The sequence below is a fragment of the Brevibacterium mcbrellneri ATCC 49030 genome, assembly GCF_000178455.1.
GTDB classification, from domain to species: Bacteria; Actinomycetota; Actinomycetes; order Actinomycetales; family Brevibacteriaceae; genus Brevibacterium; species Brevibacterium mcbrellneri.
The window spans coordinates 19,163-32,251 of sequence record NZ_ADNU01000046.1 but is presented as its reverse complement, the minus strand read 5'-3'; the positions used below and the strand labels follow the sequence as shown (position 1 = coordinate 32,251).

Here is a 13,089-nt window from a genome sequence, read left to right as displayed (position 1 = left end):
TAGTTATGCTAACTCAGAACCATTCAGACACGCGATGAGTTCATCTGCGTGTTCGCTGGTAGACACAAAGGGATCGCGAAGCGTCACGGCACGTTGTGCGTGTGCGTTAAGACGCAAGTGCACCCAATCAACCGTGAAGTCGGCACGGTGGTCCACGGCTGCTTGAACAAACGCGCCACGAATCTTTGCCCGCGTGGTCTGGGGTGGCACGTCCTTGGCAGTTGCGATGTCGGTGTCACTCACGGTTTGCGCAATCAACCCGCCTGCTTGCATTTTTTCGACCAGCCCCACTCCTGGGGTCACGTCGTGATAGGCAAGTTCAAGCCGACGAATCCGCGGGTCGCTCAGTTCAACGTCTGAACGGTCCATGTAGCGATCAAGGATCTTCTTCTTAATTACCCAGTCAATTTCGGTGTCGACTGCTGAGAAGTCCTGTGAGCGAACCGCCTCACACATGCGTCCCCACAGATCGAGCACGTCACGCGCGGTCTGGTCATCGCCCACGCTGTGGTCCCCGCGGTCCACAATCTTGGTGGCCGCTTCCAGGTAGATTTCGAGAAGCTCCAGTGGTGTAAGTGTTCCCCCGGCCTTCAGCTCCAGTGGGGTTGTACCCGTCAGGTCACGGGCAATCACGCGGATGTCGCGAATGGGGTCCGACAGCGTCAAGTCCCGGAGTGGCACACCGGTTTCGATCATGTCCAGGATCAGAGCCGCCGATCCGACCTTGAGTTGCGTGGTGGGTTGCGCCATGGACGAGTCCCCCACGATCACGTGCAACCTGCGGTACTTTTCAGCGTCCGCGTGGGGTTCGTCGCGTGCGTTGATGATGGGACGCGAACGTGTGGTCGCACTGGACACTCCCTCCCACATGACATCGGATCGGCCGGAAAGTCCAAAGACCACGTCCGAGGTGGGAGTGGCTACGGTCTGTGCAGCATGGGGGTTGGCGCGGTTAGTCTGCACGGCTGGCATCGCCGTGGTGACTTGGCGTGGAATGATGGCGCCGGCCCCCACCATGAGCTGCCGTACCACGAGGAAAGGTAAGAGCGTGCTGGTTAAGTGGGCGAAATCCATGTTCCTGCGGATGAGGAAGTTTTCGTGGCTTCCGTACGAGTTGCCCGCGGAGTCAGAATTGTTCTTAAACAGGTGCGGCGTGCCGTCATAGCCATCATCGTTGAGGGCTTGGTTTGCCCGGTTCAAGAGGTCCTGCATGATGACGGTTCCAGCACTGTCTTGTGCGATCAGGTCATCGAGACGGTCGCATTCGGCGGTGGCGTATTCCGGGTGTGAACCTACGTCCAAGTACAGACGGGAACCGTTGGGCAGAAACACGTTTGAGGACCTGCCCCATGCCACCACCGGCTTGAACAGGTAGCGGGCAACCTCTTCTGGGCCCAGACGGCGACCGCCTGATGGAGCGTAAGCAATCCCGAATTCTGTCTCTAAACCGAAAATGCGTTTCATTCGCCGGTCTCTTCCTCAGGTGTTTCGTCTGTTTGCTTGCTGTCCTGCCCCGCCCGTTCGAGCGCCTGGCGAACCTGATCTTCTGTGAGTCGAACAAATGTTCTGCGCGCTTGAGTATTGCGGTCCAAAACAGCAGCCTCAACATGAGCTGCGACAGGATCCTCGTCTCCGAAAAGCGCACGGACCGCAGTGTTGATTGTGGAATCTAGATCCTTAAGACCCGGTGTGAGGTGCATGCGTTGCGCGGTGACTTCGGCGTTCCCGCCAATGACCACGCAGTCGTTTTCGTCGGCGACCGATCCGTCGTAAGACAGTCGGTAGAGGCGGTCCTGAGCGGGAGTTTCGCCCAGTTCTGCTACCACAAGCTCCACCTCGAAGGGCTTGGATTCGGTGGTGAATACGCTTGCCAGGGTCTGTGCATACGCGTTGGTGAGTCCACGGGCCGTGACATCGGCGCGGTCGTATGAGAACCCGCGAAGGTCGGCGTACCGCACACCGGCCTGTCGAAGAGTTTCGAACTCGTTGTACTTACCCACCGCCGCGAAAGCGATGCGGTCGTAGATTTCCGCGACCTTGTGCAACGTGGACGACGGGTTGTGCGCAACCAACGCAATTCCGGAGTCGTACCGGCACACAATGACCGAACGACCTCGGGCAATTCCCTTCCGCGCGAACTCCGCGCGGTCTTTCATCAGCTGTTCTGGTGATACGTAAAACGGTGCGGTCATGAGTTGTTCCGTCCAGTCACAATTGAGCGAGCAATCTCAAGCACCTGGTCAGCTGGCACTTCTTTCACCCCGTCGCCATCGACGGTCATGACCTGCGGTGCGATGTTGCGCACCAGGTCTGGGCCACCTGTGGCGGAGTCGTCGTCGGCTGCGTCGTAGAGGGTTTGTACGGCGACGCGGACCGCTTCGTCGTCATCCAGTTGCGGTTTCCACAGTTTTTTCAGAGCGCCGCGTGCAAACCCTGCGCCGGAACCGATCGAGTGGAAGTCGAGCTCCTGGTATTTCCCGCCTGTGACGTCAAAGGAATAGAGAGCGCCCGAGGTGGTTCCCGGCACAGTGCCGGCAAAGAGTGGGACTACCGCGAGGCCCTGCAGGGCGAGGCCTAAGTTGCCTCGGAGCATGGAGGCCAGCCGGTTGGCTTTACCTTCGAGCGAAAGGGGCGTGCCTTCGATTTTTTCGTAGTGCTCAAGCTCGAGTTGGAAGAGCCTAATCAGTTCGAGCGCAAGCCCTGCGGTGCCCGCGATTCCAATCACTGAGGCAGAGTCAGCTGCGTGCACCTTCTGAATAGTGTGGCTTGCGATGAGGTTGCCCATTGTGGCGCGGCGGTCACCTGCCATGAGCACTCCACGTTCCGTTTTGAACGCGACGATCGTTGTACCTACCGGAGCGTCGAGTTGCTGCGACATCACCCGCGACGGTACCTGTGGGAGCACGTGCGGGCGCACGCGTGAGGCGAACTCAACAAACGAGTTGGTGGTCGCATCCAAAAAGTGCTTGTCGAAACCTGAGTTCACTGGCCACCCTTTTGCACGAAGTTCTTTACGAAGTCTTCGGCGTTCGTTTCCAGCATGGAGTCAATGTCGTCCAAAATGTCGTCGACACCCTGCGTGTTGATCTGGGCCTGGCCTGCTTCGACGAATTCGTCCGATTCGTCGTTGTTCCCTTTTCCGCCACCGGCGTGTTGCTGAAATTGGCTCATCTCATTCCCTTTCGTTGTCTGACAGTTTAATAAGTGACAGTGCTTTGAACAGCGACTGGGCATCAGTCACGTCTGCCAAAGCCTCTTCTGCGAGCTCCCGTGTTCCAAATTCTGGATAGCGCATAGGAATACGCACGTATTCATTTCCGAGGTTGAGAACAATGGTGTCCCAGCTTGCGGATTCGACGAATTCCCCAAAACGCGAAACCAAGGTTCCACGCAACCACGCGCGAGTGTCTGCTTGCGGGTTTTCGACTGCGTGTTCAACGGCTTCGGGTGTTGTCAGTCGGCGAATTCTGCCCGAAGCTTCGAGCTTGTAGAACAAGCCTTTTTCCGGGCGCACGTCGTGGTACTGCACGTCGATGAGCTGCAGTTTAGGGTGATTCCATGGCAGATTCTGATTGCGTACATAGCCCTGAAGCAGTTGGTACTTGGCAACCCAGTCGATCGAATCAGCCAAGGACAGCGGATCGGACGCAAGTCCCTCAAGGAAACGCTCCCACTCTGCAACGACCTCGGCGGTGGCCTCACAGTCAGGATCCATGTGTGTCTCTACCGCTTCCAGGTACGCCCGCTGGATCTCAAGTGCAGTCGTCTCTCCCCCGCCTTCCAGCGGAAGGCTCGCAGACAGCCCGAGGTCGTGGGACACGGTGTACAGAGCCTCTACTGGGTCCTTGAGAAGGATCCGAGGCGCCAGGCCCTGTTCGATGAGCGCTAGCACGAGCGAGGTGGAACCAAAGCGCACCAGGGTAGCCGGTTCAGCTAGGGTTGCGTCGCCGATAATCACGTGCAAGCGGCGGTACAGCGACGGTTCGGCGTGGGGTTCGTCGCGCGTGTTGATGATGGGCCTGCGCAAAGTGGTTTCCAGGCCCACGCATTCTTCAAAGAAGTCTGCGCGGGAGGAAATCTGGAAGCCGGGAACTGAGGCTTCCTGTCCGATGCCTACCCGCCCGGACCCGCACAGAATCTGGCGGGTGACGAAGAACGGTGTGAGCCCTTCAACGATGTGGTCGAATTCGACTGCCCGGTCCACCAGATAGTTCTCGTGGGTCCCATATGAGGCGCCCTTGGAGTCGGTGTTGTTCTTGTACAGGTTGACCGGCTGATCTGTGTTCGCAAGGTTGCGCACCGCCTCGAGTGCCACGAGGTCACCCGCACGGTCGTAGAGCACAACGTCACGCGGGTACAGGCTTTCGGGGCTGGAATACTCCGGGTGAGCGTGGTCAACGTAGAGACGCGCACCGTTTTCCGTCACCACATTGGCCAGGTACTGTGCTTCTGGTTGAGACTCCGGAAGGTGCGTGAGCTGCGAAATGTGCGCGTCGTCCACGCTCATGAGGAAACCGCGGGCATCGGCCAGGGGGCTTTCGGCAGAAAAGTCCCAAAAGTTCTGGCTTGATTTCAATCCCCGAGGTTGTGCGTAGGCATCGACAACCCGCGCCGAATCGCGCATGGGGTTGGCTTTGGGGTTGCCCGGTTGCCATACGCCGAACTCGGTTTCGGCACCCATTACACGCCGAACACTAATCACGTGAACCTCCCTGGCTCGCATCTACACTATGAGCGTGTCACGAAAATCAACGTCTCATCTTCTTATCACCCTAGTCACCGACGCCGTCCTCGTGTGTCTTTTTGCCGTTGTGGGTTATTACACCCACGCTCAGAACCTTGAGTTCTCTGGAATTGTGCGCACCGCTTGGCCGTTTATGGCGGCACTCGCGATCGCGTGGCTGGCCAACGCGGTATGGACCGCGCCTTTAGCTCCGCTTCGCACCGGTGTGGGCATCTGGGCGACAACGGTCTTGGTGGGAATGATCATTCGAATCATTCTGGGCGAAGGCACCGCCGGCCCGTTCATTCTGGTTGCTTCGGGTGTCAACCTGTTCACCCTGGTTGGCTGGCGCGTACTGGCCAGCCAACTCGCAGGAAAAGGCGCCCGCTAAGCCTAAAGACTTCGCGCCTTGTGACCGCACGTGTCAGAACATTGACATGTGGGTGATGCGTTCACCCTTCTTACCAGAAACCCGTGCCCACTCGTCGGGGTTCGACGTGTTGGGCAGGTCTTCGTGTTCCCGGAACTCTTCGCGAATCGCGGTGTGAAGGTGCTCCCACGTGATGCCACGTTCACCCGTTGACAGCAAGGACTTGATCGCATGTTTCTTGGCGCGGTCCACCACGTTAGAAATCATGGCACCAGAGATGAAGTCGCCAAAGAACAGCGTTTCCTTCTTTCCAGAGACATAGGTGACTTCGACGAACCGGTTTTCATCAGTTCGCGCATACATGGTTTCCACGCACCGGTCGATCAGGTCTTTTACCGCTTCTTCGACTGTGGTTTCGACCGTGTGGATCGGCAGTTCAGGCGTGAGGTACTTGCTGAAAATATCGCGCGCGCCGTTTTCGTCTGGCCGTTCAATGCGGATCTTGACGTCCAAGCGGCCGGGGCGCAAAATCGCAGGGTCGATAAGGTCTTCGCGGTTTGACGCACCCACCACAATGACGTTTTCAAGTTTCTCCACACCGTCAATTTCCGCTAAGAGCTGCGGAACAACAGTGGTTTCGACGTCAGACGATTTACCGGTTCCACGGGTTCGGAAAAGTGATTCCATTTCGTCGAAGAACACCACAACTGGCGATCCGGCTGTAGCCTTTTCCCTAGCGCGAGCAAAAATCTGGCGCAACTGCCGTTCGGTTTCACCCACATACTTGTCCAAAAGCTCTGGACCTTTGATGTTTAAGAAATACGAACGCGTGGACGTGTCTTTCCGCCTCTTGGCCAAAGAGTTGGCCACCGCTTTTGCGATGAGGGTCTTACCACATCCGGGAGGGCCGTACAGCAGAATTCCCTTTGGTGGTTTGAGTCCGTGTTCTGTATACAGTTCCGGGTGTTCAAACGGCAGTTCGACAGCGTCCTGGATCTCCTCAATCTGGTGGTCCAGTCCCCCAATGTCGCTATACGAAATATCAGGAACAGTTTCGAGAAGCAACTGGTTCGATTCGGGCTTTTCAACGTATTCGAGCGCAAACTGCGTTTTTGAATCCACTAACAGGTGGTCCCCGGGACGAATCGTGATCTCCTGCAAAGGCGCGGCCAGCGAGTAGATCTGTTCTTCGTCATTCACGCCACCCACAAGCACGCGGTCACCCAGTACTTCGCGCACAGCGACAACAGTGCCTGCAGCATGGAAGTCCAGCGCTTTCAGAACCACCAGGCCCTCGGACAGCAACACGGTTCGGCCTGCTTGCAGGTCGCTCGCTTCCACCTCGGGCGCGACCGCCACCCGCATTTTGCGGCCCGCGTAGTGAACGTCACATCGCAGGTTTTCACCTGGCACGGCTTGCACCACCGTCGCGTACGAGTTGGGCGGTTCGGTGAGAGCGTTAGCTTCTGCGCGAATACGCTCAAGTTCGTCACGCGCTTGACGCAGGGTTTTTGTCAGGGCTTCATTGCGTTTCGAAGCGTTAAACAGCTGCTGGCGCAGGCCAGCAAGTTCCTGACGCACCTTGGGCAACTCAGCTTCTGTCATGATTCCTCCTGACCAATGATCTGGGCTCGCTTTCCTGCTTCTCGAGCAGCTCTGCGGAGCTTCTTACCTGTTGTGTTGGGGATTCCCAACGCCTCGTCTGTCACTTCGCCAGACTGCCATGCATCAATGTCTTCTTGTGAGGGCTGTTGGCCCTGCGGACGTTTCTTTTTCTCAAGTGGCGTTGCGCCGGGTGCCAGGCGCCTCGCGAAAACCAAGAAACCCGTGTGGCCGATCATACGGTGTTCTGGGCGAACGGCCAGCCCTTCGACGTGCCAGTCACGCACTGTGCTTTCAAGTGCGCGCGGTTCGGTGTAGAGACCACTTGCCTTGAGCGCATCAACCGTGCGAGACATCTGTGGCACCGTGGCCACGTAGCACACGACAACGCCACCGGGACACAATGCGTGCGAAACAGCTTCAATACATTCCCACGGTGCGAGCATATCGAGAACAACCCGGTCGACTTCGCCAGCCTGGTACGCATTCGGAAGTTCGTGGGCGAGGTCGCCAATGCTGAGCTTCCAGGCTGGGTGAGGCCTGGCGAAGAAATCTTCAATATTGCCCTGGGCGATCTGAGCGAATTCCTCGCGTCGCTCAAAACTGTGGACGACACCCGAGTCTCCCACGGCGCGCAAAAGAGCAAGTGTGAGCGCACCGGATCCAACGCCTGCCTCGACGACGGTGGCACCTGGGAAAATATCACCCAAGGTGACGATTAGCGCAGCATCCTTGGGGTAGATGACCGCAGCACCTCGAGGCATGGACAGCACGAAATCTTCGTACAGGGGGCGCACCACCTGATAGTCAACGCCTGCCGTGTTGGCAATCACCGTGCCTTCAGGCTGGCCGATCAGATCGTCGTGAAAAAGCTGGCCCTTGTGGGTGTGGAATACGTGGCCCGGTTGCAACATGATCGTGTGGAGCCGACCTTTAGGGTCGGTCAATTGCACTTTGTCGCCGACACGAAAGTGCCCGCGACGATCCTGGGCTCCTGTTGCGTGTTGTGAAGTCACCCCATCAACTCTAGCGTGTCCTGACAACGGACAGCGGAGCTGTTCTATACGTGGAGCAATTCGTCAAAGAATTCTTGCAGGTCGATGACCCCGGTGAGCGTGCTGTCGTGCATGACAAGGCAGAACTGTGCCTTGGGGCGGTGCGTGAGGGATTCCAGAAGGTGTGGCGCACTGATGTCTTCCGGGACACCAATCCAACCTCCCAACGGGTTCGCGTAACTGTGCACCAAATCATCTGCCGCGTTAGTGTTCACGATCGCTTGGGTTGCCGCGTGACGGTCCAAGAGCCCGTACGGTAGGCCTCGTTCGTTGAGGATCACGACGATTGTGGACGGACCAGCAACTGAATCGGCATACTCCAGTGTCGCGTCAATGCTTGCGTTCCACGACGCTGCGATTGCCGGTTGGATGACCTTCTTGAGGTCGTAAGTTTCCATTCGCCGGGCTCGCTGGGCGTGTTTGGCTGCATCGGCTGCCGAGAACCACAGCATGCTGGCGATCGCCGAGGTCCAAATCAGTGTGATGATGTCCGGTTTCCGACCAGCGATAAGAGGCCCAACAATCGCACCCACGATGAACAAGACTGCGATGATGCGGCCAATGAGAGCCGCCATGATGGTTCCAGTGAACTGGGAGCGGGTCACACGCCAGATGAGTGCCTGAAGTGCCCACCCACCGTCCAGTGGGATACCGGGCAGAAGGTTGATGAAACCGAGCGCAGCGTTAGCAAAAGTAAATGCTAGAAGAAGCAGCCATGTGACCGAGCCCTGTTGGGTGGAGGACATACCCCACCATCCCAAGGCTCCCAGTCCAATGTTCACAAACGGACCAACGATCGAAATGATGAAACTGTGAGTGGCAGCTCGAGCTGAGTTGTCGTCCGTGCGAGGTTCAAAACGGGTGAAGCCACCCCAAATGTTGAGTTCGATCGCTGCAACCTTTTGCCCTGTCAGCGTTCCCGCGATCGCATGCGCAAGCTCGTGTAAGAACACCGAACTAAACAGCAACAATGCGTACGTAAATGCGACAAACCACGCACCGATCCCTAAGTCTGGGCTGAAGTGTCGCACCCACGGGGTAAACAGCATCGTAATGACCGCGGCGGCAACGAACCACGACCACGCCAAAATAATTGGGGTGCCCAAAAAACGGCCAATGATCAGGCCGTTTGATGCTCCCTGTTGTTTGGCGTGTGGCATGGCTTTATCCTATCGGCCCAACGGTCCCTGGGCGTGCTATTTGGTCCCTGCGTGGCTCGATGTCGCTATTGTTGTTCTATGGCTGAACTCATCGCACTTTCCCCGTCGCGGGCAAATGACTTTGTTTCGTGCCCTCTTAAGTTCCGTTTCAGAAGCGTGGACAAAATCCCTGAACCGCCGTCGGCGGCTGCGTTTAAAGGAACCCTTGTTCACGCGGTTCTTGAACAGCTCTTTGACGTACCTTCCCGTGAACGCACGCTCGACCACGCTACCACCCTTATCAAACCCACTTATGCGTCACTCGCACAAGAAAATTCTGATGTTCCAGATCTTTTTCCAGAACAGACTGACAGGGACAGGCTCTTTTCGGAATCGCAGGCTCTTGTTCGCGCGTACTTTGCTCTGGAGCTTCCCCAGAACTTAGAGCCTGATGCCCGTGAAAAGTTTGTGCAAACGGTACTTCCTGGCGGCTTGAAGCTCCGTGGTTTTATCGACCGGGTCGACCGTGCACCCGGCGGTGAAGTGCGTTTGGTGGATTACAAGACTGGGAAAGCGCCCAAGCCTCAGTATTCTGGTGACGCAGATTTTCAGATGCGGTTCTACGCGCTCGTCCACTATTTGCTCACCGGTGAAACTGTGCACACGTTGCAACTGATGTATTTGGGATCTGGGAATGTGAAAGAGCTCCAGCCCACCATGCAGGACATTCAACGCACGTTTTTCCAGGTTGCTGACGTGTGGAACGACATCACTGGATGCGCTGAATCTGGTAACTGGAGGCCCAAGAAATCGCCACTGTGCAACTGGTGTTACTTCAAAAACTTATGCCCTGCGTGGGGCAATGAAGCCCCAGAAGCTCCAGAGATTACGAACCTTGCAGAGGTCGAACCAGATTTCCCAGAGATTCAGCGTTAAGCCCGTCCAAGGTTTCAATCAGAATCGCACCAGGCTGTTCTTCCAAAGGGACGTGGTTAGGGATTCCCACGGTCAACGTGCCTGCGGCAATTGCGCTTGCCATTCCGGGAACCGAGTTTTCCAACGCGATACAAGCGGCGGGATCGACACTCAAGGACGCTGCCCCTGTGAGATATGGTTCGGGGTCAGGCTTTCCGCGAGATACTTCGTCCCCTGTAATCAACGTGCGAAAGGTGCCTTCCGGAAGCCCGTCGACCACCGCTTGAGCAAGCGACCGGTACGACATTGTGACAAGTGCCATGGGCACGTCAGCCGCCTGCAACGACGCGATCAGTTCCTGGGCCCCTGCTCTAAACGGAATACGCTCGTGGACCCGTGCGATGACACCACGCAATAGGGTTTGGACCACTTCGTCGGTGGCCAGCGGCAGACCGAAGGATCGCATGATATCTGCTGACTTAGTCAGCGTGTTACCCACCATGAGCATTGCTTGTTCGTGCGTCCACTCAAGCCCGTGAGCCGCCATGAGTTCGGTTTCAGCTGCCATCCAGTACGGCTCTGTGTCGACGAGAGTTCCGTCCATGTCCCACAGCACGGCGTCGTAATTGAGGCTCATGCCAGCTGAATCCCCAGCAACGCGTCAACGGCTTTGACAACTGCTTCCGATTCACTCTCAGAAGTGTTTTGATCGCGTGCGGCAGCCCAGTCGTCAATAAGAGAAAGTGCGGTTGGTGTGTCGAGGTCGTCAGCCAAGCATTCCCGCAGTTCCCGGACAACGTCCTTTGAGACGTAGTGGCTTCCACATTGTGCGGCACGCCTCCACTGTTCTAAACGTTCCGTGGCTTTAGCCAACGCACCGTCGTCGTACATCCAGTCAGACCGGTAGTGGTGGTCAAGAATTGTGAGACGAATGGCCATGGGGTCCACGCCTTGTTCACGCAACTGTGAAACCAACACCAAATTGCCTAAAGACTTGCTCATCTTTTCGCCTTCGTAGCCCACCATTCCGGTGTGCATATACGACTGCGCCAGCGGAGTATCGAGCCACGCGGCTGCGTGGGCTGCACCCATTTCGTGGTGCGGAAACGCCAGGTCGTTGCCACCTCCCTGAACATGCAAAGGCAGTCCAGCGTATTCCTGGGCAATAGCGGTACATTCGATGTGCCACCCAGGACGTCCTGCAGGTAGCCCGTCAGGGTCCCACGACGGTTCGCCTTCTCGCTTGGCACGCCACAGAAGTGGGTCGAGTGGGTTCTCTTTTCCGGCAACGTCCGGGTCTCCCCCGCGCTCAGCGAAGAGCTTGGCCATGGTATCCGCGTCGTAGTGAGACACTGAGCCAAAAGGCGGTTTGTACGACGAGTCGATCTTGAAGTAGACGTCTCCGTTATCTAGGCTGTATGCGAATCCCTTGTCTAAGAGTTCAACCACGCTGCGAGCCACAATATCCATGGCTTCAACTGCCCCGATATAGTGCGTTGGCGGGATGACCCGCAGAGCTTCCATGTCGGAACGGAAAAGGTCGATTTGTTCGCGCGCAAGTTCTTGCCAGTCAACGCCTGTCGCCTGAGCACGTTCGAGGAGTGGGTCGTCGACGTCGGTGATGTTTTGCACGTACGTGACCGAATAGCCTGCGTCGATCCACAGACGATGAAGAACATCAAAGGCAACGTATGTGGATGCGTGACCCAAGTGCGTGGCATCATACGGCGTGATACCGCACACATACAGTTTAGCTTCGTCTCCACGTACCAGTTTGCGTAGCGGCCCACGTGCACGTGTGCAGTACACGGTGGGGGGTTCGCTTGATCGTACAAGCGCAGGAACATGTGGTGGTGTCCAAGGTTTCACACAGCCAGCATAACGTTCGTACGCGTTCTGCGCTCGTTTGTGCGCGTTGTGGAGCGTTTACAGGGGCGGCCAGGGAATCGGAGTGCGGTTGACAGGCGGATACGGGAACTGTCCAGAGCTAAGCAAAGCGCGTGTACGCGCGTGTAAAGCGTGAGTTTCCTCCTGGGTTGTTCCCAGGTCGTCGGCAGTGAGGGCCAGCGTGCGTTCGCACGCGTGAAAATGCCGAGGTGCCAGCGGGGTTCCTGCAAACCCCCACAGCACTGTGCGAAGTTTGAGTTCGGGGTGGAAACTCAGACCGTTGTCGATCGCCCAAATAGACCCTGATTTCTCGCCAGGCAGCTGCCCGTTGATGAGATGACTCCCTTTTCGGTCAGCGTTGTTGGCTACGACGTCGAACATTGCGATATCGGCAAGCCGCTCGCTCAAACCATGCCCAACAACGACCTCGGCCCCGTCACTGTTATAATCCCGGAACACAGGGACAATATCTTCCGGAACGTACTCGCTGAGCCACGCGTCGACGACCGGATCGTCACCTGCCGAATCCACAAACAACTGAACTGAACCGGGACCGTGAGGCAGATCCGAGCGCATGATGGTTTCGGGAACACAGTTGAGACCGCTCAGGTAGCTCAACCGGTAGGCGGCGACTTCGCGTCGGGCGAGCTCAGAAAAATCCTGCAAGAACGCCTCACCCTGGCTGGGTTTATAGACCGCTTTCAGTGCCGCTCCCGTGGGCGGGGTGAGCACGATGAGGTACGTGTCGTTACTCGCCTCGGGTATGAGACCCAGAACCGTGGCCGGGCACGTGGCGATGTCGTGTTGGTGGCTCACTCAGCGAGCGACCCCGTTTGCGCGCGGACACACGTGGCCCTCGGGATCCAATGGAAGTGAACAGAACGGGCAGTCGGCCCGGCCGGCATTCACAACGAGTTCGGCGTGCCGGGCAAACTCACGAGCCTGGACAGCATCCAAGGTGACACGCAGAACGTCCCGCTCGGTGTCTTCGTGAGGTTCCGCGCTAATCCCTGCTTCGCGGTCTGCTTCCGAAAGTTCAAAGCATTCGACCACCAGACGGTGAATGCGCGTGTCCCATCCCAAGCTCATAGTGCCCACCCGGAACTCCGCGTCAACGGGCATGGTCAACCCCGAGTTGTCCACGTAGTCCGGAAGTGCAGAGACCGGGATGTTACTTTCGCCCACGCTTTTGGAACGCACCGTGTCAAGAAGTTCGTTGATGCGCTCCCCGAGCATCTCCACCTGTTCTTTTTCAAGCAAGACCGAGGTGATGGTGGTGTCGGAAACCGCTTGGAGATAGAACGTACGACCCCCAGGCATGCCCACTGTGCCGGGAATGAAACGGTCGGGAGAATCGTGCTCAAATACGTGGCCGGACATATTCCTAGCCTACCGTTT

General features: G+C 57.3%; 14 protein-coding genes. 2 read left to right on the top strand and 12 right to left on the bottom strand.

Annotated features, from left to right (window positions below; translation table 11 throughout):
* Nucleotides 1-3 precede the first annotated feature (3 nt).
* From pafA to dop, 5 genes are read right to left on the bottom strand one after another with little or no spacing between them, the layout of a single operon-like run.
* On the bottom strand, nt 4-1,464 hold the full coding sequence (gene pafA / locus HMPREF0183_RS07775; RefSeq protein ID WP_005884729.1) for a Pup--protein ligase: 1,461 nt from the start codon (nt 1,462-1,464) through the stop codon (nt 4-6).
* A complete protein-coding gene (prcA, locus tag HMPREF0183_RS07770; RefSeq protein ID WP_005884727.1) occupies nt 1,461-2,192 on the bottom strand; it encodes a proteasome subunit alpha in 732 nt (243 codons plus the stop codon). The genes pafA and prcA overlap by 4 nt, the downstream gene beginning before the upstream one ends.
* Nucleotides 2,189-2,986: a proteasome subunit beta gene (prcB, locus tag HMPREF0183_RS07765; RefSeq protein WP_005884725.1), complete on the bottom strand. Its 798-nt coding sequence runs from the start codon at nt 2,984-2,986 to the stop codon at nt 2,189-2,191. The genes prcA and prcB overlap by 4 nt, the downstream gene beginning before the upstream one ends.
* Nucleotides 2,983-3,171, bottom strand: coding sequence for a ubiquitin-like protein Pup (locus tag HMPREF0183_RS07760; protein ID WP_005884723.1), 189 nt, complete (start codon nt 3,169-3,171; stop codon nt 2,983-2,985). The genes prcB and HMPREF0183_RS07760 overlap by 4 nt, the downstream gene beginning before the upstream one ends.
* Nucleotide 3,172: 1 nt before the next feature.
* Nucleotides 3,173-4,702, bottom strand: coding sequence for a depupylase/deamidase Dop (gene dop / locus HMPREF0183_RS07755; RefSeq protein WP_005884721.1), 1,530 nt, complete (start codon nt 4,700-4,702; stop codon nt 3,173-3,175).
* A 28-nt stretch (nt 4,703-4,730) separates the two neighbouring features.
* On the opposite strand from dop, the gene HMPREF0183_RS07750 reads away from it, so the two are divergent.
* Nucleotides 4,731-5,114 carry a DUF3054 domain-containing protein gene (locus HMPREF0183_RS07750; protein ID WP_005884719.1) on the top strand — a complete coding sequence of 128 codons (384 nt, stop codon included), beginning with the start codon at nt 4,731-4,733 and terminating at the stop codon, nt 5,112-5,114.
* Nucleotides 5,115-5,147: 33 nt separating this feature from the next.
* Here HMPREF0183_RS07750 and arc read toward each other — a convergent pair whose 3' ends face one another.
* Genes arc through HMPREF0183_RS07735 form a run of 3 tightly spaced genes read right to left on the bottom strand, consistent with a single transcriptional unit; the run spans nt 5,148 to nt 8,910 of the window.
* Nucleotides 5,148-6,698, bottom strand: a complete 1,551-nt coding sequence (gene arc / locus HMPREF0183_RS07745; RefSeq protein WP_005884718.1) for a proteasome ATPase — start codon at nt 6,696-6,698, stop codon at nt 5,148-5,150.
* The gene (locus HMPREF0183_RS07740; RefSeq protein WP_005884716.1) at nt 6,695-7,711 is read right to left on the bottom strand and encodes a tRNA (adenine-N1)-methyltransferase; all 1,017 of its coding nucleotides are present in this window, start codon (nt 7,709-7,711) and stop codon (nt 6,695-6,697) included. The genes arc and HMPREF0183_RS07740 overlap by 4 nt, the downstream gene beginning before the upstream one ends.
* Nucleotides 7,712-7,755: 44 nt before the next feature.
* Nucleotides 7,756-8,910 carry a site-2 protease family protein gene (locus tag HMPREF0183_RS07735; protein ID WP_005884714.1) on the bottom strand — a complete coding sequence of 385 codons (1,155 nt, stop codon included), beginning with the start codon at nt 8,908-8,910 and terminating at the stop codon, nt 7,756-7,758.
* A 78-nt stretch (nt 8,911-8,988) separates the two neighbouring features.
* Here HMPREF0183_RS07735 and HMPREF0183_RS07730 point away from each other — a divergent pair, with 78 nt between their 5' ends.
* Nucleotides 8,989-9,825 (top strand): RecB family exonuclease, encoded by an 837-nt coding sequence (locus HMPREF0183_RS07730; protein ID WP_005884712.1) that lies wholly within the window; start codon nt 8,989-8,991, stop codon nt 9,823-9,825.
* On the opposite strand, the gene HMPREF0183_RS07725 is transcribed toward HMPREF0183_RS07730, so the two are convergent.
* The 4 genes from HMPREF0183_RS07725 to HMPREF0183_RS07710 are packed head-to-tail and all read right to left on the bottom strand — an operon-like array spanning nt 9,776 to nt 13,071.
* A complete protein-coding gene (locus HMPREF0183_RS07725) occupies nt 9,776-10,441 on the bottom strand; it encodes an HAD family hydrolase (RefSeq protein ID WP_005884711.1) in 666 nt (221 codons plus the stop codon). The two genes, HMPREF0183_RS07730 and HMPREF0183_RS07725, sit on opposite strands and share 50 nt — an antisense overlap.
* On the bottom strand, nt 10,438-11,673 hold the full coding sequence (mshC, locus tag HMPREF0183_RS07720; protein ID WP_040348578.1) for a cysteine--1-D-myo-inosityl 2-amino-2-deoxy-alpha-D-glucopyranoside ligase: 1,236 nt from the start codon (nt 11,671-11,673) through the stop codon (nt 10,438-10,440). The genes HMPREF0183_RS07725 and mshC overlap by 4 nt, the downstream gene beginning before the upstream one ends.
* A gap of 57 nt (nt 11,674-11,730) precedes the next feature.
* On the bottom strand, nt 11,731-12,507 hold the full coding sequence (locus HMPREF0183_RS07715; RefSeq protein WP_005884707.1) for an SCO1664 family protein: 777 nt from the start codon (nt 12,505-12,507) through the stop codon (nt 11,731-11,733).
* Nucleotides 12,508-13,071 (bottom strand): DUF3090 domain-containing protein, encoded by a 564-nt coding sequence (locus HMPREF0183_RS07710; RefSeq protein ID WP_005884705.1) that lies wholly within the window; start codon nt 13,069-13,071, stop codon nt 12,508-12,510.
* Nucleotides 13,072-13,089: the final 18 nt, after the last annotated feature.